The following is a 23126-nucleotide window of genomic DNA, read 5'->3' on the forward strand; positions in this document are numbered from 1 at the left end:
ATTAACCCTCCGTAATCTTGAATAGTTCGCCTGATACAGCCCGACAGATGATTGCCTGTCCCATGACGCGGATCGCGCCGGTATAGCTCTCTGCGTTGTCGAGGAAGATTGGAGCAACGACGTTGTATTGCTTGGAGAGGACCTCGATCAACTCCATGCCAGCCGTATACTGTTCGCCGCGGGAGAGCTTCCGGTATGGCTTGCCGTTCAAGTGAATCTCGAAGTATGGCTTGCGCTCGCCGTCTCCCTTGTTCTCTTGGAACAGTTGAAGGGTAAGAGTCTGGAACAGCCCCTGCACCTTCTCGGCCATGATCTCAGCTTCTTTGGCGAGGTAAGCCTTGATTGCATCGAGGATGAATACCGACTCTTTGAAGCTGGCTTCGGTCTCCTTCTCTTTGGCTTTCGCCTCGTTTACCGACTGAGCGAGACGTTCTTTGCTTTCAGACGATCGGATCTGATCGACGATGTGCTGGCGCGTCTCTTGCAGGAGTCGGAACTCGTCCGGATCGTGATCGGGTAAAGGAATTTCCGCGAGCTTGATGGTGATGGCGTCGTATTCTTTCGTCAGCTGCTTGTGCGTGTCGCCGAGTGCTGCCCTTTGCTGTGTGGTATCCGCCATTTTCTCGGTTGCCGACAAGATTGAAAGTTCTCTCGCTTCCCCGATTAATGGTTGCTGGCAGACGGAGCAGATATCATTGGGCGGGTTGTCGATTATCTGCCGTATTTGCTCCCCAAGTAACCTGTGCTCCGAGGCAATCGCATTCGCACGATCCTTGATTCGTTCGAGTTCGGACCGAAGCTTTTGCTCCAGCAACTCGTTCTCCCGATCCTGCTCGCGCTTGTCCGTCTGCTTCTTGAACTTGGCGTCGATGTCGACTAACTGCTTATTGAGCTCGATCAGTTCCGATTCTGTCAGCGGCTTCGCAAGATCGAGTTGCTCCTGCAACGTCTTAGCCGAGGCTCTTGCGGCGATGAGCTCCCTATCCTTCCGGGTCTTGTTGTCGCGGTGCTTGGCGTCCAAATCTTCGAGCAAACTCTTCTTCAGTAGCTCGCCGAGCTTGTCAGCCTGCGGCTTTGGAAGGTGTCCCAAAACCTCTTTCGCGGTCGGATTTTGCACGTTTTTGAGCAATAAAGCCCGTTGTTCTTCCCATTTTTGCGAAAAAAAATAGCCCGGAGAAAACAGGGACAAAAATAGGTTTTTGTCGATCAGTGAATCAACAAAGTCTTTGTATGCAGTAGCCTTAACCGGCACATCGTTGATGTAGTATTTCGTGTCGCCATTTTCAATCCACCGAGTGAACAATATCTGCTGTCCGTCTACCGAGAGAAGCAGGCTTACCTCGACTCGATCGTATTCATAGTTCCGCGGTTCCGGCGACAGGTCTTTGTTGAGCATGTTGCCGAGCGGGTCGGTGCCGTACAGCGCCCAGGTGATCGCCTCACCGATCGTCGACTTGCCTTCGCCGTTCTGGCCGGTGATCCGGGTGACGGCGCCGAGCGGTACCGTAAGGTCGCGATGGTTCTTGAAGTTGCGGAGTCGGAGCTCTTTGAATGAAATGTTCATCGGCGCCCTCCTGTAATGAGTTCGATTGCCTGATCCTTGCTTATGTCGATCTCCACGATTTCGCCGTCGTTTTTGCCGGGTGATACCCGAGAAAAGAGCGGGCCGTTATCCAGATTGATCCGTCCACTATTCAAGTCTCGCGATGCTGACATGAGATTTTCGTGGACAGCTTCATCAGTGAGAAGTCGGATCTCTTTGATGTCTTTTCCCTCGGCGATCCATTTAACTGCGAGATCGTATCCGATGACGTCCGTTTCTTCCGGCGTCGTTACGACGAGATGCTGATATTTTGCTTCGGAGAGTTTCATGTCTTTGAGTTCCCCCTACAATGCCGCGAGCTCAGCTTCGAGGTCCCGAACTTGGTGGAGTGTGTTATCAATGAAGACATTGACCATAAGTGCGGATAAATGTGTTCGCGGATCGTTAGGCAACTCCCCAGCTTTGTTCAATTCAGTAATAAAGATGCTTCCACCGCTCGCCGTGTAGATCTCGATATTCCGTGCCTTTTTTGCCCGTTCCACGGCATTTAGCATCGTCTCAATCTTATTGACGATTGCCCTACCTTTGGCCGCCCTCTCCTCCAAATACTGCAGCGTCTTTATATCCATTGGCTCGTCCTCCTTAGCCATTAAGCAAGGCTATGCAGTTTTTGCAAACCCGCTTGTCGTGGATGACCTTAGCAACTTCGACGTTATCGCAGAACGTGCAGCCCGGAGCGTACTTACGAAGGACGATGCTTTCGCCTTGAACGAAGATCTCAAGCGTATCTACACCAAGCGTGCGGCGCAGTTCAATCGGAATGACCACGCGGCCCAAGTCATCGACTTTCCGGACAATACCGGTAGCTTTCAACATATACAGTTCTCCTTTAGAGTTTGAATGGTTATTTCAGATCACGCAGGATCGGATGCTTTTCTTCCATAAGCGCCATTTTGTGCTCGATGATGAGCCGGGCGTCGCCGTCCGTCTCGTTGAGCCATTGCTCGTACAGAGTTACATAGTTATAAGCTTCAGCTTCGCTCATTCGGTTGATCTCCTTTCTCCAGAATGGACGGGAGCGTGAGATCGATGTCGGCTGATGCTGGCTGACGTTCTTCGATTCCGACGATCACGCCGAGTTCATTGCGTTGCACCCATACGAGTTCGCGCCGCCATGGCTGCTTATTGAATACCCGTTGATCGATAAGAGGGTTATTCACGAAGCGTCATCCCCTTCTTGGCAAGTTCCCGCTCAAGCCATTCCCGGTAAGGTACAGCCCGAATCTCCGGACGGTTATGCGCAACGTAGTCGGAATGGTAGAGCTTCGAAAGTCGCTCGATCATAATCGTCAGCGGATCGCTCGCTGCCTCGACGAGAATGCGTTCGGTCATCGGCCGGATCGTATGCTGGGCTTTAAAGTCTGCGACCATGCGGGCCGCCTCGTGACCCTTCAAGACTACCGTTACGTACACCGGTCCGGATGCTAACCCTTTCTCAGCGAGCATTGTTGCGAATTGGTTCAACTCACTTCAACTCCTTTTAAGAGAGTGTCCAGACTGACCTTGAAGCGATTTGCGATCCGAAGGATCATTCTTCTATCCGGACTGCGGCGTCCGGTTTCGTAATGGGAGTAGGATGATCGGGTGATGCCGAGCAAGTGCGCGAATTGCCACTGCGTTAATCCTGTTTTTCTTCGGAGTGCCATCAGTCGCCGGCCGAACTCTTTGTCATCTTCTTCATGCAGCTCGATCATCATGATGGTGGGAAAGTCTTGTTGAGGAAATCGCGGAGTTGGATGATATTTGATTGCCGGTCAATCGTGTAGGACTTGGCTGGGTAGATCTTACCTTGTTCCAGATCGACGAGTTCTTCTTGCATGAGCACCAAAACTACAGCTGTGCCGCGTTCGATGATTTGCGCGACTTGGTTGTCTCCTAGAGATGCGACATGGTTCATATACGACCTCCATCACTTAATCAATATATGAGGTTGACATATATATGACTTTGACATATAATTTCAATTGTTGATATTTAAGAATTAACTTTTACATCACTCTCCAATATCACTTAATTTTTAAGTGTTGGCTGTCAAAAAAATTTTTGGCAGAAACGACTCCATACTCAACCCCAAAGCTTTTGCTATCGCCCCGAATTCAACTGGAGACATTCGAGCCCGCCCACCAATGATTGCATAGAACCTTTGAACCTCAATGCCCGAAGACGCTGCCACATCACTGAATTGCACTTCATTCACAAGCAAGTGATGCCTTATGTTTTTAACAACAGGATCGCGAATCTCGATGCTCACCTTAATGTATAAGACCTCCTCTCTTGGCATAACTTAGAATCTAAGGATTCCGTGTGAACAATATAACTCTTAGTTTTTAAGTGTGTCAAGAGAATTATTTATTTTTTTGAATTTTCAGGAATAACGCATATTATTCTTAATTTTCATGAATTATGGTAATATCAGAAGTTGGAGGGGATCTCTATGAGTATTTTGTCGGAGAGGTTAAAACAAGCGAGAATTAGGATGGGTAAACACGTAACCCAGATGGTTGTTTCTAAGGCAACTGGGGTTCATGACAGAACACTCGGAGGTTATGAAAATAGCCGAGGAGAGCCTGATTCGGAGACATTGCTTGTGCTTGCTAATTATTATGGTGTAACTACAGATTATTTACTGGGTAACACAAACAACCCTTTAAGCACATTATCAGAAGAACATCGTTCAGCTTCTAAAAAAGTAAATATTGATGATGATTCTTTCTTAGACCTTCCTTTCGTCGTAAATGGTCGTGAACTTACCCGTGAAGAAAAAGTTAGGCTCCAATCCGTGGCTCGCGCGATGCTTCAGTAACCTTGTCAGATTCAGTTAGCTCTCTATAGAAATCCAGTATTGCTCCTTTGTTGTCGGTAGTGTCAGCAGCTACAGCAACTAAAAATTCGATAGCATCGATCACATTCATCATAAACTGACAGAACCACCTTTCCAATGTTTTACTTTGTGTTCTCATTTTATACGAACACTCGTTCTCGTTCAAGAACAATAATTGAATAGCCGGAGGATTTAACCCATGACACTTCGCAAGGGGAAGTGTCTACTTGCGGAGAAACGTAAATCGCGCGGTTGGACTCAGCAGCAGGTTATTGATCGTCTTAGGGAGAGGCCATATGAGATAGTCATCTCGATCGCATCACTCTCCAAGTATGAGACGAACACCAAACCGATCCCTGATGTCACCCGCAGAGCATTGGCGCTTATCTTTAAGTGCTCAATGGACGACCTTTACGATTATCCGGAAGAGTAGAAAAGTAGCGATTAAGCTACTTCCCCTGATGCGAACTTGCCCATAGTGGGTTATTTTTGTTTTGTCAATGGGGTATTCAAAGTTTTGAATCCCCCTTAGACAAACGATTGATTATACGTTACTATGTATTAGCTATTATTAATCCGGTGGGTATTTTTGTAAACTCATTCTCATACGTATGAATTTTCTTGTTCAAAGCCAATTCTGTCGACATATAACGACAGTTTTTTTAATTTCAATGTGCTATAGAATGACTCTCACAAAGTAAAAAGCTACCCGTGAGGGTAGCTTTTTTAGGTAACGATTATCCGGCGGTTATGTTCCGTCGCATCTGCAATTACTTTTTTGATGTGCTTTTGAGCCAGAGTAATTCGCTTCGAGCTCTTGTTGATCTCATAATCAAAGTATGCGAAAGCGAAAACGCTATCCAGCCTTTTGATCTTCGGTACATGGACCACAATATTTCGGTCAACCGTTTCAAATTCATATCCGGCCGCCTTCAATGATGTCTGCCAATATGTTAGCGATCCCGCGATAAAGAATCGTTCCAAAAGCGTATGCGCGTACACCCTTTTCTGGATCTGATCGAACTCCAAAAATAAGGCGTCGTCTGTTCTGATGTTGATCGAACCTGTTTTACCTTCCTCATCTCGGGTGACGGATAATAGCAACATACAAAATCCTCCGTATCCGGTTATTGAGAGATGATTACTTCAGAAGTTCGGCAGGCGTTTCGTCCTGATGAACGAAGGTCCAGCTAGCCGTGCTAACGATCAGCAATGCAAGAGCTCCAAGAATCGTAGAGATCTTCATAAATACGTTCTTCTTCATCCTCTTCTCACCTCCTTTACAGAAATCAGCGTAAGCCCCTGCACAAAGAATGCAGTCGCCATAACAGGCGAGTCGAATAAGAAATTGGATGTAACCATTAGGAGAGCAAGAACTTTCAGCAGCGGATAATATCTTTCGGGTATCCGAATATGGTTCTTAACTTGCGGTGCAAAAATCAAACAAAGAATCAATGCGCCGGCTGTAACCCACCTCGTTGCCACGAGGTTATAATCAGAAAATGCAAACATGGTTATGCCTAATGTAGAAACTGCAACACATAACATTCCGGATTCCAGATGATATCCGCCCGATGCTTGTCTTAATAACGCGTATGAAACCAGGGCGATAATGACCTCGATTGTATAGCCTGTAAAAATTGAAATGATCAAGGATAATCCGACAACAAAGATGAAGTTCAGTATAAATGATAGCGAGTAGCTCAGAACCTCAACGCTCTGCGGTGATTCCGGAACAATGTTTTTGATTCCAACCGCCATCCGCCTGGATAGATACTTTATCAATTCATTCTTCAGCTTCTTTCTTGAAGGAGTACGCTAGTAGAATAATCAGCGCCGCAAAAACGATGACAAGGTTGGTATAAACCGCTTTTATGTACATCATCACACCCAAACTTAGGATGAAACAAATAACGAACGTGATGATAAATGGTCGTTCCCATTTGAATTGAAACTTTTTAGCGAAGTCGTACGAAAATCCATAGCCGAACCTATAGAGCAACCATCCTACAGAAGTAACTAAAACACCTGATATGAGTTGGAACAGATAGCCTTTCCACTCCACATTCTGAATCTCGTTAAATGAGAGATATCCATTGGACAATGCTACAATGCAAAGTTGGAAAGCCAATAGACCGATATATCCTGCGATGGCCATGAACATCGACCAAACAATAGGGATTCTGATAATAATAATCAAGAACAAACAGATCAAAATTATGTTGATGATTGGGGAGATCGTCGTAAGAGAGAGTTCTTCCCTAATAAAGAAACTCTGCAAATTCGTTATTGTTATCATGATGATTACCGGCCAGAAATGCTTCTGGACATCGAATCTAAACAGATAGAACATTAAAGAGTACAGTGCAAATCCCTCGAACATCGAGAAGCACATATAGCCAAAAAACTCTCCCATACGAACAATCTCCCTTTATTAAGGTTTTTCCCGCCATTTTTCGATGTTCTCAATGTACTCTCTAATATCACTTTCGACCCAGAACGGAAACTTACCTGCATACACGACCGGTTCAGGGAAATACTTCGTCTTTCTCTTCTTATCCATGTTGTTCGGAAGTATCCCGATCATTGCAGCCACGTCTTGTGAGCCGATTAATTTATATTGAGCGATGTCGATTAGTTTGTGAATTAGTCGGCCGTCATCTCCGCCTACCCTATCCGCCAACTCGCGATATTCTTCTTCTTGGAACGAACTCAATTGTTATGCACCTCCTACAAATCCTATTCTATGTCAAAGTCATATGTATGTCAACATCATATATATGAGTTTATCATATATAAAAAAAGAAACCGCGGCGACTAGCCCGCGATCTTTGAAGAAAACACCGATCTGATTCGGAATAGCAGCGTCCGCACCCGCTTCCGTATGGTCTTCGGTTTTTCAATCCGGATAACAACCTCGACCTTACCCTGCTTGCTGATGACGTACGGCTTGCCGTCCTTCATACCGATCACGACTCGTTTCATGTTACCTCTCCTCTAGCTTTATTTATCAAGCGGATCTCTCCGCGTGATATCCGCTGTTATGCGCCTCCCTTTCTCTTTTTGATGTCAGCCAATACCTCGGCGATCGGACGGCCGTATTGGCGCGCGTGGCGCTTGGTTAGGAACGAATTGTCCATCGTTTCATATCTCTTCCCTACGAGAGGCAGCGCGTCACAGACGAACGGTGCTTCGTATTCACCCTCATGCAACCAACAGGCAATGTACTGAAATTGCTTTGTCGCATCGAATGCTTGCTGCGGCTCTGCGAATGTCTTGCCCAGGTAAGGCATGAGCTTCTTATATGTGTCGAGATGAGTGTTCTTAAACAGGTGCCAATTAACCGAAGCTGAGAGCAGCGTATCCACGAATCCGGGATACTCATGGAATGCACTGAAGTCATGAAAGACTACGATTGGCGCGAGTCTATACTTCGGCCCTTCCCGCAGCATGCGTTTCGTGAAGTGAACGAGCCCCTTAGAAAGGAACTGATGAGGCTCATTGAGCACCAAGAACGTCCCTGCCCCTTTGCCGTCTTGCGCCAGCTTGATTAGGAACGTGAGCATGACGATCCAATAACCGAGCGTCTCCTTAATCCTCTCCGGCATCGGGATTCCGTCCGGCATCCGGCATCTAATGATGACAACCTTGCCCTCTTGGAGCCATTTATAGAGATCCATCGATGGGTTGTAACTCTGGCAAAACATCGGCTTCAGGAACTCACTCCCGACGATCTGGTTTATCCGTCGCATGACCGGCCCGAATATCTGCCCTTGTTTCCCCTCGCTCATCTTGTCGAAGTCCTTCCATGTGTCCATGTCGAATACTTGATCGAGCTCTTTTATCTTATTGCGTCTGAACTGCTCATTCATAAACATTGCCTTCATATCCGTGAAGTCACCGTTCGTTACCTTAGCCGCTTCACGCGTGAAGTCTGCCGTCTGGAATTTATCCTCATCTCCATCAGCAAGTAGGAAGTCCGTCAGATACTCCGCAATAACGTCGGCAGCTACACGGGTGTCCTTCACGTTCTGGAAGATCGACTGGAGCCCGAGATAAGGCGCGAACGCCGTGTCAGCTAGATTGATATCAATCACGTCTTCCGGTGGCAAGTGATCACGTACAGCGTCGGCCATGCCGCGGTGTCCGTTACGTTCATCGATAAAGTCAGGGATGACCGCCCCGATCCCATGCTCACGCTTAGCCTCAACAACCATATTGATCACATGCTGATCCTTACCCATACGCGGGCTACCAATGACGGCTCGCGCCATGTAAAGCTTATCTGGCCGGTTGGTAGGGATATGGACTTTGTACACTTCTCCGCGATCAGTAGCGGTACCGGCAAGTATCCCACTCTCATCCAGAAACACTTTCGGCAGCTCAATCTCGACTCGCCGATTCGATTCCATCGCTCCGGCGAACTCCAACTGCAACTCCGACGTAGGGAGCTGCTGCAGCTTTCCGAGCTCGTCGACGCTCATCAGATTCGGTGCCATCTCTCTAATACGCCAATTCCTGAGATCGTTTAGCGCCTCCTTTGGTCGGATGTTTACCTTTACCATCTCAAGCCGATTATCGTGGAACCTTCCCTTCTCGGTGACCACAGAGTAGGCGCCGGCCACCGAACGCGCGAGCATCTCCCGCTTAACCGGATCCTGACATGTCACAGCATATCGGATCGAAGTTTTGAATACCGGCATGTTCCGCTTGTTCTTCGACCCCGGCGAGACATCGCCGTTGACCATCAGTTCAGCTCGATCGGGATTAGGCATCTTCGGACGTTCAACCTTCTTTCGCTCGCCACCGTTCTTGTGAAAGAAGCTATTTTCTATGCCGGCGAGCACATCGTCCACCAGCGACTTCGCTTCGTAGAAAACATGCGTAACACCATTCGCGACATGACGGAGAATCCGAAGCGGATCGAAGCCGGCACGGTACGGGACTCCGCCCTTATCCCATTGCTCCCAAGCGTAGTCCGCGACCTTCTTCCATTTCTTCCGCGGCATTGTCTCAGTCCGAATCAAGATGGAAACAGCCTCATTCTCTTCGAGCTCATTCGTAATCCCAAGCACGTTGCGGACCGGAATTGACTGCTCGGTGTAATCGACGTCCAGCGAGTATATATCGTGCCGTTTATATTTCATGGCATAAAGATCGGTGTTCTCGTCCGCGATCGCCAAGTCGAAGCTCTCCACCGGCTCGAGCGTGGACTTCCGCCATTGCTCGTGATTGCGGAACTTCGTCCGGAATGCATCGGCAAAGTCAGCGGGCATAGCAACGTAATATTCGATCGAATCAGCGGCGAGCTGCGTGATCCACCAGAAGTCGGGAGCCGGGCGATGTACGATCCGGTATCCTTCTTTGTGCGGCCGGTACCGGATTGAAAATAACTCATAGAGCGACCGTTGGAAGTTTCGGGAGGAAGAGTTGAGGACGGTGTGATGAGGGATTATGCGGAATACGGTGTAATCCGGCCGACGTCGTTCAATTAGGTTCAAATAGCTCCCCTCCCACGTTGTTACTTAACGAATCGCCCGATAAGCATGAACGATGTGCGGCCCAAAACGATCCAGTACGTCGGCAATGGCGTCAACCACGCCAGGCAAGCAAATGATAAGGAGAGCCCCAGCGATAAAAATAGCCGCGGTTTTAATGACTTCGAAATAGCTCTGTTCTCGTTGTCCAAGCGACTCCATCCTCTCTTGCAATTCTCTTCCGTTTATCATGACTTTCATCGATATACCTCCTAGGTAACGACCCTCCAGATAATGCCGCCCCAAAAAACCACGAACAATCTACCAAGCCATTTATTGCCGCTGCCGATTATCGGACCGATCATCATGCCAATTGCGCACGCGCATATCCCGAGCGTAATGATCTCCGCTGAGTGGACGCTAATCGCTTCAAAGGTTCGCTTAACTGTATTCCAAGCCATATTTCCGACCGGTTTGGCGATGATCTCTGTTTCTTTTCCGATAGCCCAATCGGAGAAATCGTTGAATTTATCTAGCACGCTGCTCCAGAATCCCGGCTCTGACGCTGCATGCGCGATCGGCGTTGGATCTATTAGGGTACCGTTGTCCGCGACCGCCTGTAGATGCAGATGCGGCCCCGTCGAGTGACCGGTGTTCCCACTTAGACCGATGATATCGCCAGCATGAACGTGGTCTCCGATCTTGACGTTGACCTGCGAGAGATGGCCGTAGATCACATCTGGACCGTCATCGAGATCGATCCGTACCATCCTCCCTAATGACCGATCTCCGATCACATCGACCTGAGAGATCACGCCGCCGCCCACGGAATGCAACTGCGTCCCGATCGGCATCGCGATATCCACACCCGTATGTGGGATTTTGTGGACAGAGTCAATGGACCCGAACTCGGAGGAAATGGGGAATCCGTTTATCCTTAGCCGCATGCCCCCACCTCCGTTAAAGCGTCTTAAGCCAATTTCGAATATCAATTGCGTGCCGAATGATCAGATACCCGGAGGCGCCACCCATTAGAAATTCAAGAGCCTTTGTTCGATTCCCAAACATCCAAGTTACACCTGCGAAAACGATAATTCCTACGCACAGCCAATCAGCTATCCCGAGCACAGTATCAAATATCTCTTGCCATGATGAGTCCGCTGGAGTTGCTGCAAATATCGATTTAGGGAACAAGAACAGATGAACAGTAGCCGCGGTATTTCGAGCAATACTCAACTTCGTTTTGTGATCTAACGGGACGATATGGCCGGCCATAAACTCATTCCAGTTCAGGGCCACCGCTTTTCCCATACAATTCATTCCTTTCGCTCGAATGTCCGTTGTTCATGATGGACATGATTATTTGTAAAAACAGAATCGAGGCGAATTAATATGGCATTCGTTATTGGATTAGTCATCGGCGGGGTTGTTGGTTGGTTTGCTAATTGCCTTTGATTGGACTTGCATTTTAGACATGCCTACTTGCATACGCTGGGGTAAAGCGGTCGCCTACGCGATCGCGCTTGGGAGCGACGGTGCCAAACCTCGCTCCCTTTTGCTGTTCAGATGAACCCATCTGGACTGAAATCATCCTCTATCAGTTTCTTCGTGACCGCCAGCGGTCTCACATCCCCCGCTTCTCCTCGATCCATATCCCGATCGATTAACCGTTTGATGTATCCCGATTGATTCGATTTTGATGAGGCGTGCCGGTACTGCCTAAGCTGATCCGGATCCGTAATGTTGAAAACGACTTGAATAACCTTCATCCAATCCGGCTTAGCCATTTGCGAACACCTTCCCCGCAATAAGATAAAAGGCCTTGACGTTTGCATAGACTGGATCGCCCTCGATCACCTGTGCAGTTGGGAAATATACTCGCAAAGGTTTCAACAGCGACTCCGCGCCGCCTCCGCACAAGTAAACCGCGTCCTCTGCTTTCCACCCGCCTGCGAGAGCCTTCAGCGCGATTTGCCGGGCAAATGCTACCCGATCAGGAGTCTTTAACGTCTCAAGCCCAGTGACAAGTGTGAAGCTCCCTCGATCGTTAAAGCTCCGATCAATTAATGTCCCGAAGTTAACGGTCCCGCTACCTATGTCGATTACCCGAACCGTACCGCCACCAGGAATGAGCAACCCGGATGAGACGCCTTCCGCAGCGACTTCGCAGCGCCGAACGATAATGACACGTCGTTCACCATTCACCTTGAGCTCATGCCGGCCAATGAGCATCCGTTTGATTGCTTCCTTCTCAGCGGGCTTGTGCGTCTTAATTGGCTGACCAACGATGATCCGATTCTCTGTCTCGGAGCTAAACTGATGCAGCGCAAGCAATACACGTAGTTGAGCGTCCGGATGAGCTTTACTCTCTCCTTTTCTCGATTCAGCGCAATCACTCTCCGTGAGGGCCAGCGTACCAGCGAACCCGCGTTGCCCGTCATACTCCCAATCGAAGTCGAATTGCTTTGGCTTATCTTGTAAATTCCGCTCCCGCCAGTCGTAACCAATCACAGAAGGGAATCGAATGAAACGCTTGCCGTCATAAAACTTGGTCTCGAAGTTACCTGCATCGATCGCAACTATGTCTCCCATCTTGCCGCATCCCTCCTTGTTGTAGAATTACTTACGGAACTGGACGGCGCCGGAGCCCAGTGTTCCGTATCTGCTTCTATAACTATGGCGACAACTTGGGCATATTTCCGATTTATATCAACCTAGCTTGTATCTTTTTGTAGATTCTCGTCCAAACTGATATAAATCGGAAAAATGGACGAGGGTGAGTCAAGTGCTCGGATTAGGAAAGAGAAGGAGTAAATTCGGGAGGTTTCTTGATAAGCATGAGATCGATCAAGAGGATATACGGAGGGAAACCGGTCTGAATAAGGATACGGTCTCGAAGGCGTGCAATGAGGATGAGCCGGCATTAAGAGGAATAACCAAAACTGCATTGGCCGAAGCTGCAAAGAAACTTTCGAATTTAGATGTGGAATCGAAAGATTTCTGGTGAAAAATAACAATTGGTTGCGTAGAATAGAATTATCAATGAGAAAAAGGGTGAGCAAATCGTGGCAAAGTTACTTAAGGGGCTAGGATGGGCTTCAATTATTCTGGCAATTATCATTGGCATTTTCCAAGCTAATCGAACCGATGATACTTTGGAGCAATTGCTTGGGAGCGATTATGAAGCTGCATTTCGATGGTCGATTGCGATTTACTGGTGGATTAGCGGTATAATCAGCGGTATCGTCTTTTACGCATTAGGACTTATTCTTGAGCATGTGGAGAGTACATCGATTCGCTTAAGTAATCTTGAACGAGGAGTAACGCCGAGCTCCGCCCCTAAGTTAGGCAATTCTAAGGCTTCGATGGATAAGTTATCTGGGTTCAAAATCTAAATCACTTGTAAATAACAAAAGCCCGGGAGCCGAAGCCCCCGGGCTGAATTATTATGCCTTAAATTTTCCATCCCACATCGGTACGGTACGACTCATTAAAGTCAACTGGATGGCCGGCGAGAACCGTATTGTTTTTGTATTGCCAGATGTCCGCGTGAGCTGACTTCTTTCCAGCACTCCAGGCGTAAGTCTGCCAGAAGTGTTTCGCCGCGCCGCGCTTCGCCATCTCCTCGATGATCTCATACTCTCCGTATGCACCTACCTCGTAACCGGGTATCGCCATGGCGGCCGCGCGCAAGTATGCCTCAATCGTATCATAGTCTTTTGGCCCTGTGTCGTAGTCTACGGCGAAGTAGATTGCTGTACCGACTGGCTGTCCGATCGCGATCGCTTCTTTATACGCTTTCGATCCATCTTCAGTGCCGGCCAGAGCACCGCCTTCCGGCCGATTTGCCTTCGTCTCGAACGCGCTAACGATTTGCATGCCTGCAGCTGCTATTGCTTGGGCTTCGCTTAGGGTAAGTCTTTTCCATTTGTATTCTTCCGGAACGAGGTACCGCGCCACGAACTTTGCACCCTGCCCGGCAACTGCCTTTGCTTTTGTGGCATTGAGTGGTTGTGCGCAATCAACGCCGAACAGGGTTACCGGCTTTGGGAAGAGTTTGGCCGGGTCGAATTGGATCGCAACCGCATGATGTACCGGCGCGGCCGAATGGTTGCGACTCATGTCGGCTACATGGTATGTGCGCTTCTTGTGGTCTTTGTCAATTTCGAGTGCATCGAGCAGTTGGCGGTTATTCGTTGCGATCGTCGCGGAGCTACCTCCGTCGAGGTTGACTGACTCTCCATATCCAAGATTCATCGCGAGGATGCCCGATTCCTTCGAATTGAGTCCGCGGTCGACGTTGCCTCTTCCATCGACTGCAATGACTCCGAATGTGCCATCTGGCTTTATGCCTGCGATCATGCGCGGGTTGATTGCTTGAACGTCGCTTGGTGTCTTTTCCTCTGGTCGCAGTGCAAGTGCTTTACCACCTGCTGTAAGTGTCGGGACATCTACAACCGCCCAATCCACTCCAGTTGGTGTCGCCAGGCGACCAACGCCAAAGCGACCACCTTTGTGATAGAGGTGTGGTCTATGCTCGGTTTTGCCTGCGACATCTTGGGCAATGATCTTGCCGTTTTGGTAGGCTTTTCCGACGATTGTGCCAGTCTGTTGATTAAAAAATGAAGCGTTAAAGACTAGCCAATTGCCGCCTTTCCTAGATACAAGATCAGCGAGGATCTGCGGGACGGTTTTGCCCTTTGCGATAACGAGCTCGGTCGACATGACTGCTGCCAGTGGGATATCGGCAACACGAATGTCCGTCCACCCCTGAGCTTTGCTATATGCCCCGCTATATTGCAACGGAGCTTCTTCCATTTTCCCATTAACGATGCGTACGCGAGTATGCTTGATCATGCTGCTTTCCCGCCTTTAACCTTCGCGTTATGCTCTAGCACGGCTTTTTCAACCGCCGCTCTAATCGAATCTTGAGATATTACAAGCCCACGCTTAGTCGCCTCATCGAGAACATAAAGCATGGCCTTGTTTAGCTTCTTGGGACCGCTAGATCCCTTAAATAAGGATTCAGCTAGCGCGAATCCCTCCGCTGCTATTCGATGTAATACTTCTCGTTGCTGAGCGCTGGTTCGAGTTTTTAGCCATTCTTTTAACCTGCCATTTAAAGAGGCAATCACTGCGAGGATATACGTAACAAGGAGGCCGACAAGGGCCTCCACAATTGTTCCAATATACGGTTCTAATCCTTTCACTTTCATCATCTCCTTAGTTATTCTCGATTCCCTTCCAAAGAAAAGCGATTGCTCCGCCGACCCCACTTACAATAATTGCTCCGACTATTGTTCGCCATAGCCACTTGATGTCGTCCTTTACTTCTCTGACTTGAACATTTGTATCATCAATACGATGATGGGCAGCACGCGCTCGTTGATCCGCTTCTCTAGCAATGTCATCTGACTTCTCCAGTTTCTCGACAAGCCTTTCAACACTACTGGCCATTTTACCAACTGCATCGGATTGGGCCCTTTGCGTAGCCTCCATCCCACTTACTTTGACGGCTATTTCATTTAATTTCTCGATTTCTACGCCCAATTGATCACCGCCCCAAATTAAATAAGCCCCACATAAGCGGAACACGTTTTACCCAAGTTTCCTGATTACACCCACGCTGAGCCGGACCACGTCGTATACACCGTTGTATCTGTCGCGTAATACTTCATGCCCGTGATGCCTGGAGACGCAGGGCGCTGTGCCGCCGTACCTACTGCGCGTACCGTAGATGCCGTTGCTATACTATCGCCACACCAGCACCACATAGACGAAGCCCACACGTAGAAGAATTCCGCACCAGCGTCCGTGTTCCAAAAGTACGCCGTACCTGTGTGTGTGATTGCGCCTGCCTGTGCGCCCGTACCTATCGCCCGCTTGCCGGAGATCGTAGTATCCTCGAACTGTGAGCCCACTTTGACGAATGTGCGATTGATTTCCGCGATATAGATACGTTTACCTGCCGCGTAAGCGTCACTACCGCCTGCGACTTCCTTGCGTCCGACTTCAAGAATCGGCACAGACCCGATATTCGGCGCAAAATTGGTTTTAGCCGCTGTCACGTTGACCGTCGACAACGTACCGTTATTCGCTACCACAAGACGGTAGTAGGTGCCATCCGGGCTTTTCATCACAGGTCCACCTTTTTCGAACACCACATCGCGCCAGTTGATCGAAAAGATCGGAAAAGCTTTGGACATCTTCGTCTCGTCGTACGGAGAAATTGCGATGACCGCTTGCTTGTCGATGATCGACGGCAGGTGTGGCTTGCCTGGATAAACGCTAGTGTCTCCGCGAGTGCTGTACAACCACGGGTTCTGATCGTAGAACTTCAACAATCCCGTGTTCACTTGGAAGAATCCATCCTGCGAGTCACCGTTCGCCCAAGAGGTCGCAGTAGCGATGTCGGTGTCGATGTTGATGTCCGTGTTGAGGCTTATCCGGTAGATCGTATCATTCTTCACGTACACTTTATTTCCGTTCATCTGAGTGTTGAACAGTTTGTAGTTGCCCGGTCCCAGCTTGATATGTTGGGCCTGCCCGGTATCTGAGAGGCGGTTATCATCGATGTCTACATCAAGGAAGCACGCCTCATTCTTCTCCGTGAAATCATAGATCGTCGGAACCAATTCGAAGTAGTTGTCTCTACAGCTTATGACACCAGCGTGCCCGGACGTTGTCTGCGCGCACACGATTCCGCGGGTATAGCCTTCAATCGTCAGCCCGTGTAGCTTGATGTTGTTCGCGATCGCTTCTAGCCGGACCGCCGACTGCGTTGGGTCCGTTACCGCGCTCTCCGTCGTGAACGTACAGTTGTGGACGTCGATCGTATTGGACTCCGAACCCACCGTGTGAAACCCATACGTATTCGCCGAGAAACAGCAGTGAGCTAAGCCGCCGTAGTAGGTTTCTGCTAGCTTGAGTCCGGACTTGAAGTTCTCGATATAGCACCTGTGCAAGTACCACTGCGCCGCACCGTTGATGTAAACGCCCGTGCCGACACCCGTCGTATTGCTGATTATCCGCAGACCGTTAATCGTCGTTCGCCTACCGCGCCAATAGTTTGCGCTCGTCGTTTTAAACTCAAGCACGCCAGTCTTTGTGTTATCAACCGACGAGTAGAAGATAGCGCCACGTTCACAATCGATGGTCAAGCCTGTCGAACCCTCGATCTTGATGGTGTCCGTAATTTTGTAGTTGCCTGCCGGGATTGTCACGTGCAAAATGCCTGTTTGCTCTGCCTGCCAGATCGCTTTCTGGATGTAGAGCGTATCATCCTGCGTGTTATCACCTTTCGCACCGTTTAGCCGCGGATTTACGGTACTCATCGCCATAACCATTGTCGGTCCCCCCTTACAAGCCTAATGGAATGGAAGCCCAGTCATAGGAGCCACTCGCTAGTCTTATGCAGATATAAAGGCTATCTGCCGTTTCGAGTACACCCTGCGTCGGCGTTGTCATGGTGCCGGATGCACCTGTTGATCCCGCGGAATATGTTGCATTCACTTTGTTGCCTGTTGTATTGCACGTGAACGTAACCGTCGTGCCGGAGCCGCCCGTCGTCCAGCCTGCAAACGTCGTGCCGCGTATTTTCGTAGCAACGTTCGCGGCCGTACCTTGAGACGCAGTCGTCAGGGCGACATCAAACGAATTTCCGTCCAGCGTCACCGTTACGTTTCCGTTTGTCGTACAGCCTGCCGAAACTGCAAGGCTCGCGACTTCTGCAACACCAGATACACCTTGTAAAAGGTAAAGGTTGCCCCTAAGCCCTACTGCCGCCGTTGGTAATGATGTCCCGACCGTTACGCCACCGCCACCGCCGCCGGTTACGTTAATCGTCGCATCACTGGAGCCGTCAAAGGACGTAGAGCCCGATACACTGCCTGTTAGCGTTATAGTCCTTGCCGTTTGCAACTTCGCCGCTTGATCCACAACACCATTACCGTTGGTATCGTAGACCGATTTGAGCATATCGCCAGAACCGCCGCCACCGCCGCCACTAATGCTGGCGATTAAATCCTCTAACTCCTGAATTTTTTGATTCAGAATCGGATACATCTCACGTAACGACATTCCCCCATTAAGCACCGACAATTATTTCACCACCCGAATGGTTAAATTATTTTTCCAACCACTACCCAACTGCCTGTACCCCCACGTATCAATAGAACCCGATCATTTATCGTTGGAGTATAAGAAGCCAAATATGGATAACGTCGGGTCGTTGCTGCTGTTTCTCCATCAAATTGCACTTTCGGGCGACCTGTAGCATCTGTGACTGTCCCATACCTAATGGTTGCTAACCCGCTGGCAGCCAACTGTTGGGACCTTACCTCTTTCTTAACCAGCTCAGAGATCGCGTTCAAAAGTCCACGAACCATCTAACCGCCTCCTCAGACCGAAACCACTCGGCGGATTGTGTGCTCCATCTGCCCGCCAGATTTCATTGGCAGCGTCCAACCGATTTCCTCATACTTCTCACTAATTCCAAGCCTCGAAAATTGGAAGTTATAGACGTCGTTGTAACTGTGTTGAGGCATAATTGCTGTTTCGAAAGTCACTGCCTGATACACTTGTGATGCCTTGAAAGCAGCTGCCTGCGCAAGGTTATCCAAAGTCGTTTGGTCGACCGCGTCCACTGGAAGGTATGTTGTAATTGTCCGACCTCGATTTACTGTTGAGGTAAGAGATGCTGGATTGCTGTTGGTATAAATCGACTTCAACACTGCGCGATCTGGTTGGCTGACTATGAGTACAAATTGATTTGGGATATCAAACAAATCGAGCGTCTCCTCCACTTCCGGGAAGATGACGCTCTCTTGATTGTCCGCATAAGTGTACTCTGCTGCCCGCTGATCCGGTGTTATATATGGCCATGCAACTGCGACACCATTCTCGTCAAAGAACAACGGATTGTAGTTCAGCGCGGACAGGAGGTCGTTGATAATCGTAAGCCGCGGCGTTCCGCCATCCCATTCACGATCAACCGGTATCACTTTACTCGAAGGCGTCAAATTCTGTAGTGTGATGCCTGCACTGTCGAGCAAAGTTTTCACTGCCGCAATATAGCCAGTATTAGCTGCGATTAAATATTGACCGGTTGTTCGATCATCTCTCAGGACCTGAAGTTGATCGTACGCTTCAATGTTTCTAGTTACTTGTCCTGATTGATCGGACTTCCGCTTTGGTGTAGCCAAAAGAAAGACGCCCAGAGGAAACTCTACAAACCCTGTATCCTGCTTATCTACAACTCTCAGATCATCGACATGAAATTCTGTCCCTCCGCGCACTACAACTGTATTGAACGTGTTGTACGTATCATCGATGATAGACATCGATGCAATTAGTCCTGAGGTGAAATCTGTAATCCTTCCGTTATACACACTTGCGGTGATCACATTTCCTCTCTTAGAGAGTCTGAATGTATACCACTGATTTATGTTCACGGTAAGGTTGGTCGTCGGTGTTATTGTTGTAAGTGATGAACTTGCTCGCCGGACGATTGAAATGGTTGAATCACTTGGAGTCGAAGCATATCCAATGCTAATTCCATAACCATTTCCGCTTGGATCTTCAAGTCCTATTCGCGTACCATTTGAACCTGATATAGATTCACGGTACACAAAAGCTGAAAGGTCAAAATCATTAACCGTCACACTAAGAGCCTTTGTTCCTCCATTCGGATCTCCGTTGACAGTTTTTTTCAATGTCTTATAGGTACCGACCGTTGAAGCGGAAATAACTCCGCTACCTGCGGTACTCCAACCATTTAGACCAGTTTCGAAATCATCATAAAATATGGTGCGGCCATAGGATGCTGATCTCGGAATCATAACGCGAACGTATGGTTTAATCCGATCAGAAAGAAAATTCACGCTACCGTCATCCAGCAGCGTGAACCGAGCAGTTCTTTTAATCTCACTTTCAATACTCACCGATACGCTTGCCTCAGTGATTGTCGTCAGATCCCTTATATATTGGTTTGATGCGTTCACCAACTCATACCGAAAGTCAATCTGACGATTGGCTGCATGTAGTGCCTTTTTCACCTGAGCGGACGAGAATCCATTCCTCGCAAGACTTTGCACCGATCACACCTCCTCGGTGAAAGCAGTTTCGATCACTTCTATAGTCAAAGTGTAACCAAATGCTTCGTCATTCTGTGGCAGTTGACCAACGATTCCAAACATCTTACGACCTCGGCCATCACGATAGCAAAGTGTTGCACGACGTCTCACGAGTCCAAGTAGTGCTCTGTAATCAACGCTACCCTTTATAATCTCGAGATCACAACGAACCCGATCATCAGCGCTTGATCCAAACTCAGCCACTGGTCGTGACCTCCCAACAAACTGCATCATAGAGACTTCTGTTTGCCAGGTTGAAGTGCGTCCTCTGCCATCGTAGGAGAACATGTATGCCGTCCCGGATGGGCTAAGGACATCATGAAGCCATACGCCAAATAGATCAATTTTTTGGATTGCAGTTGCGCTTGACGCTGCCGTGCCGTTGCTCCCTTGTGCCTGAACGTAATACTCGTATCTCACACCGGATGCAACGTTATAATCGTTATAGACCTCGTTTAGCGCGATTCCAGTCGCGATTCTCACCCACTGATTGGAGTTGTCCAGCGGGAAGTCTGCATCGATCAGCAAGCCAGAGTCCAATAATGTATCATCAGGTAGCGGTCGACGATATAAATCATTGCTTGCTACGGTTGGTTGAGACCCAGTCGGTGTGGGGTTTGTGATAGCAATCCTGATGTAGCCGTTCTGGGGAGATGCCACAATTGTCGGAGTTGCTGGAACCGTAAAGCTAGTAACAAATGTTCGCGTTACTTCGGTACTAGCAATATCCTTCGGATCCCAAACGGTAATCTTTATCTTATAGGACGTTGAGTTCGCCAAAGAGTAACCGATAGTCCGAGTTCTTGCGGCAACATCTAATATTTTCCCACTATCCCAGAGATCAACATCCGCTGATGTCGTTAGCCTGACTCGATAGGCATATTGCCCCTCAGATTCTGGATCAGAAAATGACCACGCAGCGGTTAAGCTGTTAGTGGTGATCGAAGCACCATCCACCGCTGGGAAGGTTATTGCGACGGTTGGCTTGGCTGATGTCCAGAACGTGGATAAGGAACTATACAGACCAACAACATCCGAGTTATCCCAAGTCCGAACCTGCCATTGATACTGCATGTTGTTGGCTAGAATGCCGCTACTAACGGAGCATCCCCCAAGAGTGTATGCTACTTTTCCAGTGTCCAAGACGGTCACTCCGTCGCTGACTCGTTTGATCAGCAACTGAAATGCTGACTGCGTATTTCCGGCATCTGGATCGCTAAATGTCCAAGCGAATGTCTGTGCAATCGTAGCATCGAAGTTCGCCATGGGAGTCAGAGTTGGAGCATTTGGTGGTACATTAAGCTGTATTTTGTCGAATTTTACTGTCGATACATTCTCATATATAACACCGATATAGGCTGATGTCGGTTCTGCTTCTATAGCGGGATATGCGCTACTAGCCGCAAACACGGTTGCGGACCCAAATGTAGTTGTACCATTCGGACATTTCTGGTACAGCACCCCAGAGGAAACATCCATGTAAAATAGGTATATATTACCGTCCGTGTCCTCAGCGAGAGTTGGCATTGTCTTACTAGAAGTATTGCCTGTCGTAAGTTTAGATGTTGTCCAGTTTACCCCGCCATCGTCTGAATATGATCTCCAGATGTTAAATGCGGCTGGTTCAGTAGCATCCAACCCATGCCACACCGCCCAAATACGCCCAATGTTGGAGCCGTATCTCTTGCAGAGTGAAAATGGGTTGGCAACCACAGTAGATACATTGACGAGGTATGTTGGGGTTGTCCAAAGAGTTGTTGGCTTGCTAATTATCGCCAAGAAGTAATTGCCTGAGCCATTGAAGTATACAACATATGGAACCCCAGATCTTACGAAAATAGATGGATTGGTGTTAGTTGTCGCGGAACTATTAGTGGTGCTTAACATTTCCTCCGCGCTCCAAGTAACGCCACCATCCGTAGACTTCCTATACATGATGTTTGCACTGTTCGGATATGCGCTCACCTTAAGTGCATATACCGCGTGAATTATCGATGCACTTTCTGCATAAAGCGCCTGCCCTGCATCGGATTGTGCCGTTGAAGCAGAACTCGGCGTCATTAACGTCTCTTGCGCTGTTACGCCCCATAGATTGACATTGGTCTGAGTAGTAGCATTGAACCTTACAGCGTATATAAACCCACCACGGAATATGATAGATATGACGTTAACACCAGATGCACACATATACGGACTCGGACTAGCACCAGACGTACCCCAAGAGCAGATCTGACTCCATGTGGTGCCGCCATCTGTAGACTTCAGCCAAACGACATTCTCGGATAGTACGACGGAACACACCAACCACCCATTACTAAGGCGTATTATCTTGCGACCAGCATTGCCCCTAGTGGTGTATGCACCGCTTACTACCGTGGTCGGGTCAATAATGATTGGGTATATGCGATCCACACTCGACACCCATTCATTGTCCACGACTATATCAAAGGCGAGGACACCGTCGACGTTGGACGTGACGCGGTAACTCCCAGTTGTGCTTGCCCGCTCTGGGATGCCGCTGTCGTAAACGACAATCGGCGGTAGCGTAAATAGCACATTGTCGTCCTGGTCGATGATCTCGATCGCGCCAGCCGTCACGAACTCGCCAGTGACGACCATATCGCCGTTAATCCTAACGCGCAGATCAGCGTCAAACTCTAAGCGACCGCCGATGACGAAGTTGATCTGCTCGGTTAGCCATGGCAGCGGATCGCGTTGGAACCCCTGCAAAAGTATCGAGTGTTTGAGCCGGTCGTTCTCCTGCGTAAACCAATCGTCAACGTCTGGCATGGAGCGGTTAAATCGTGCATAGTTCGCTTTAGTTTCGAGTGGTACGTCCGTAACATTATAGATGATGTCCTCGACCCCGTCAGCGTCGATATATTTCATCTCGTTCGGCGTCCATGAGAAGTTGCGACCTCTGTATTGCAAGATAACGCGGTTGTTGGTCTCGTAGAACTCCGACCTCACGATTCCATTATCCGCTGCGTAATACGCCGGGTCGGCTCCCTCCGCCGGTATGAACTGGATCGAGTTGTCAACAGGCAACTGTCTGATGTCGATAATTGTTCCCACGGTATCACCCTCCCTTA

The 23126-nt window shown here is 48.8% G+C and carries 32 protein-coding genes; 3 read left to right on the forward strand and 29 right to left on the reverse strand.

Annotated features, from left to right (window positions below; genetic code table 11):
- Position 1 precedes the first annotated feature (1 nt).
- The 10 genes from ACFPQ4_RS03080 to ACFPQ4_RS03125 all read right to left on the reverse strand — a co-directional run bounded on the left by ACFPQ4_RS03080 (position 2) and on the right by ACFPQ4_RS03125 (position 3854).
- Positions 2-1564: an AAA family ATPase gene (locus ACFPQ4_RS03080; protein WP_378110272.1), complete on the reverse strand. Its 1563-nt coding sequence runs from the start codon at positions 1562-1564 to the stop codon at positions 2-4.
- Entirely contained in the window at positions 1561-1872 is a 312-nt protein-coding gene (locus ACFPQ4_RS03085) for a hypothetical protein (RefSeq protein WP_378110273.1), read from the reverse strand. The genes ACFPQ4_RS03080 and ACFPQ4_RS03085 overlap by 4 nt, the downstream gene beginning before the upstream one ends.
- A 15-nt stretch (positions 1873-1887) precedes the next feature.
- Positions 1888-2172 (reverse strand): hypothetical protein, encoded by a 285-nt coding sequence (locus tag ACFPQ4_RS03090; protein WP_378110274.1) that lies wholly within the window; start codon positions 2170-2172, stop codon positions 1888-1890.
- Positions 2173-2185: 13 nt separating this feature from the next.
- Positions 2186-2419, reverse strand: coding sequence for an AbrB/MazE/SpoVT family DNA-binding domain-containing protein (locus tag ACFPQ4_RS03095; RefSeq protein WP_378110275.1), 234 nt, complete (start codon positions 2417-2419; stop codon positions 2186-2188).
- A 28-nt stretch (positions 2420-2447) separates the two neighbouring features.
- Positions 2448-2588, reverse strand: a complete 141-nt coding sequence (locus ACFPQ4_RS03100) for a hypothetical protein (protein ID WP_378110276.1) — start codon at positions 2586-2588, stop codon at positions 2448-2450.
- On the reverse strand, positions 2575-2763 hold the full coding sequence (locus tag ACFPQ4_RS03105; RefSeq protein WP_378110277.1) for a hypothetical protein: 189 nt from the start codon (positions 2761-2763) through the stop codon (positions 2575-2577). The genes ACFPQ4_RS03100 and ACFPQ4_RS03105 overlap by 14 nt, the downstream gene beginning before the upstream one ends.
- The gene (locus ACFPQ4_RS03110) at positions 2756-3067 is read right to left on the reverse strand and encodes a hypothetical protein (RefSeq protein WP_378110278.1); all 312 of its coding nucleotides are present in this window, start codon (positions 3065-3067) and stop codon (positions 2756-2758) included. Before ACFPQ4_RS03110 ends, ACFPQ4_RS03105 begins: the two co-directional genes overlap by 8 nt.
- Complete coding sequence (locus ACFPQ4_RS03115; protein ID WP_378110279.1) at positions 3064-3300, reverse strand: helix-turn-helix domain-containing protein; 237 nt, start codon at positions 3298-3300, stop codon at positions 3064-3066. Before ACFPQ4_RS03115 ends, ACFPQ4_RS03110 begins: the two co-directional genes overlap by 4 nt.
- Positions 3297-3500, reverse strand: coding sequence for a hypothetical protein (locus ACFPQ4_RS03120; protein ID WP_378110280.1), 204 nt, complete (start codon positions 3498-3500; stop codon positions 3297-3299). Before ACFPQ4_RS03120 ends, ACFPQ4_RS03115 begins: the two co-directional genes overlap by 4 nt.
- 120 nt (positions 3501-3620) lie before the next feature.
- Positions 3621-3854: a hypothetical protein gene (locus ACFPQ4_RS03125; RefSeq protein ID WP_378110281.1), complete on the reverse strand. Its 234-nt coding sequence runs from the start codon at positions 3852-3854 to the stop codon at positions 3621-3623.
- Between the two features lie 183 nt (positions 3855-4037).
- On the opposite strand from ACFPQ4_RS03125, the gene ACFPQ4_RS03130 reads away from it, so the two are divergent.
- Positions 4038-4406, forward strand: coding sequence for a helix-turn-helix domain-containing protein (locus tag ACFPQ4_RS03130; protein WP_378110282.1), 369 nt, complete (start codon positions 4038-4040; stop codon positions 4404-4406).
- Positions 4407-5150: 744 nt separating this feature from the next.
- Here the strand turns inward: ACFPQ4_RS03130 and ACFPQ4_RS03135 are convergent.
- The 12 genes from ACFPQ4_RS03135 to ACFPQ4_RS03190 form a co-directional block, all read right to left on the reverse strand.
- Positions 5151-5531, reverse strand: a complete 381-nt coding sequence (locus ACFPQ4_RS03135; protein ID WP_378110283.1) for a hypothetical protein — start codon at positions 5529-5531, stop codon at positions 5151-5153.
- A 34-nt stretch (positions 5532-5565) separates the two neighbouring features.
- Positions 5566-5688 carry a cyclic lactone autoinducer peptide gene (locus ACFPQ4_RS03140; RefSeq protein ID WP_378110284.1) on the reverse strand — a complete coding sequence of 41 codons (123 nt, stop codon included), beginning with the start codon at positions 5686-5688 and terminating at the stop codon, positions 5566-5568.
- Positions 5685-6185 carry an accessory gene regulator B family protein gene (locus tag ACFPQ4_RS03145; protein ID WP_378110285.1) on the reverse strand — a complete coding sequence of 167 codons (501 nt, stop codon included), beginning with the start codon at positions 6183-6185 and terminating at the stop codon, positions 5685-5687. Before ACFPQ4_RS03145 ends, ACFPQ4_RS03140 begins: the two co-directional genes overlap by 4 nt.
- Positions 6186-6210: 25 nt before the next feature.
- Positions 6211-6840 (reverse strand): hypothetical protein, encoded by a 630-nt coding sequence (locus tag ACFPQ4_RS03150; RefSeq protein WP_378110286.1) that lies wholly within the window; start codon positions 6838-6840, stop codon positions 6211-6213.
- An 18-nt stretch (positions 6841-6858) separates the two neighbouring features.
- Positions 6859-7140: a helix-turn-helix transcriptional regulator gene (locus tag ACFPQ4_RS03155; RefSeq protein ID WP_378110287.1), complete on the reverse strand. Its 282-nt coding sequence runs from the start codon at positions 7138-7140 to the stop codon at positions 6859-6861.
- Positions 7141-7241: 101 nt separating this feature from the next.
- Positions 7242-7409 carry a hypothetical protein gene (locus tag ACFPQ4_RS03160; protein WP_378110288.1) on the reverse strand — a complete coding sequence of 56 codons (168 nt, stop codon included), beginning with the start codon at positions 7407-7409 and terminating at the stop codon, positions 7242-7244.
- 56 nt (positions 7410-7465) lie between these two features.
- Entirely contained in the window at positions 7466-9925 is a 2460-nt protein-coding gene (locus tag ACFPQ4_RS03165) for a type IV secretory system conjugative DNA transfer family protein (RefSeq protein WP_378110289.1), read from the reverse strand.
- A gap of 24 nt (positions 9926-9949) precedes the next feature.
- On the reverse strand, positions 9950-10162 hold the full coding sequence (locus ACFPQ4_RS03170; RefSeq protein ID WP_378110290.1) for a hypothetical protein: 213 nt from the start codon (positions 10160-10162) through the stop codon (positions 9950-9952).
- A gap of 11 nt (positions 10163-10173) precedes the next feature.
- Entirely contained in the window at positions 10174-10848 is a 675-nt protein-coding gene (locus ACFPQ4_RS03175; RefSeq protein WP_378110291.1) for a M23 family metallopeptidase, read from the reverse strand.
- Between the two features lie 13 nt (positions 10849-10861).
- A complete protein-coding gene (locus ACFPQ4_RS03180; RefSeq protein WP_378110292.1) occupies positions 10862-11212 on the reverse strand; it encodes a TrbC/VirB2 family protein in 351 nt (116 codons plus the stop codon).
- Positions 11213-11463: 251 nt separating this feature from the next.
- Positions 11464-11688, reverse strand: a complete 225-nt coding sequence (locus tag ACFPQ4_RS03185) for a hypothetical protein (RefSeq protein WP_378110293.1) — start codon at positions 11686-11688, stop codon at positions 11464-11466.
- Positions 11681-12493: a ParM/StbA family protein gene (locus ACFPQ4_RS03190; RefSeq protein ID WP_378110294.1), complete on the reverse strand. Its 813-nt coding sequence runs from the start codon at positions 12491-12493 to the stop codon at positions 11681-11683. Before ACFPQ4_RS03190 ends, ACFPQ4_RS03185 begins: the two co-directional genes overlap by 8 nt.
- 193 nt (positions 12494-12686) lie before the next feature.
- On the opposite strand from ACFPQ4_RS03190, the gene ACFPQ4_RS03195 reads away from it, so the two are divergent.
- Both ACFPQ4_RS03195 and ACFPQ4_RS03200 read left to right on the forward strand, forming a co-directional pair.
- Positions 12687-12908: a transcriptional regulator gene (locus ACFPQ4_RS03195; protein WP_378110295.1), complete on the forward strand. Its 222-nt coding sequence runs from the start codon at positions 12687-12689 to the stop codon at positions 12906-12908.
- Between the two features lie 58 nt (positions 12909-12966).
- Entirely contained in the window at positions 12967-13296 is a 330-nt protein-coding gene (locus ACFPQ4_RS03200; RefSeq protein ID WP_378110296.1) for a hypothetical protein, read from the forward strand.
- A 58-nt stretch (positions 13297-13354) separates the two neighbouring features.
- Here the strand turns inward: ACFPQ4_RS03200 and ACFPQ4_RS03205 are convergent, their stop codons facing one another.
- The 7 genes from ACFPQ4_RS03205 to ACFPQ4_RS03235 all read right to left on the reverse strand — a co-directional run bounded on the left by ACFPQ4_RS03205 (position 13355) and on the right by ACFPQ4_RS03235 (position 23109).
- Positions 13355-14758 (reverse strand): glycoside hydrolase domain-containing protein, encoded by a 1404-nt coding sequence (locus ACFPQ4_RS03205; protein ID WP_378110297.1) that lies wholly within the window; start codon positions 14756-14758, stop codon positions 13355-13357.
- Positions 14755-15111 (reverse strand): phage holin, LLH family, encoded by a 357-nt coding sequence (locus ACFPQ4_RS03210; protein ID WP_378110298.1) that lies wholly within the window; start codon positions 15109-15111, stop codon positions 14755-14757. Before ACFPQ4_RS03210 ends, ACFPQ4_RS03205 begins: the two co-directional genes overlap by 4 nt.
- 13 nt (positions 15112-15124) lie before the next feature.
- Complete coding sequence (locus ACFPQ4_RS03215) at positions 15125-15451, reverse strand: hemolysin XhlA family protein (protein WP_378110299.1); 327 nt, start codon at positions 15449-15451, stop codon at positions 15125-15127.
- Between the two features lie 65 nt (positions 15452-15516).
- Complete coding sequence (locus ACFPQ4_RS03220) at positions 15517-17247, reverse strand: NosD domain-containing protein (protein ID WP_378110300.1); 1731 nt, start codon at positions 17245-17247, stop codon at positions 15517-15519.
- Between the two features lie 13 nt (positions 17248-17260).
- Positions 17261-18001: a hypothetical protein gene (locus tag ACFPQ4_RS03225; protein WP_378110302.1), complete on the reverse strand. Its 741-nt coding sequence runs from the start codon at positions 17999-18001 to the stop codon at positions 17261-17263.
- A 299-nt stretch (positions 18002-18300) separates the two neighbouring features.
- Complete coding sequence (locus ACFPQ4_RS03230; RefSeq protein ID WP_378110303.1) at positions 18301-19995, reverse strand: hypothetical protein; 1695 nt, start codon at positions 19993-19995, stop codon at positions 18301-18303.
- A gap of 3 nt (positions 19996-19998) precedes the next feature.
- A complete protein-coding gene (locus ACFPQ4_RS03235) occupies positions 19999-23109 on the reverse strand; it encodes a glycoside hydrolase family 78 protein (protein ID WP_378110304.1) in 3111 nt (1036 codons plus the stop codon).
- Positions 23110-23126: the final 17 nt, after the last annotated feature.

Origin of the sequence: Cohnella yongneupensis, assembly GCF_042655785.1 — a bacterium.
GTDB lineage: Bacteria > Bacillota > Bacilli > Paenibacillales > Paenibacillaceae > Cohnella > Cohnella yongneupensis.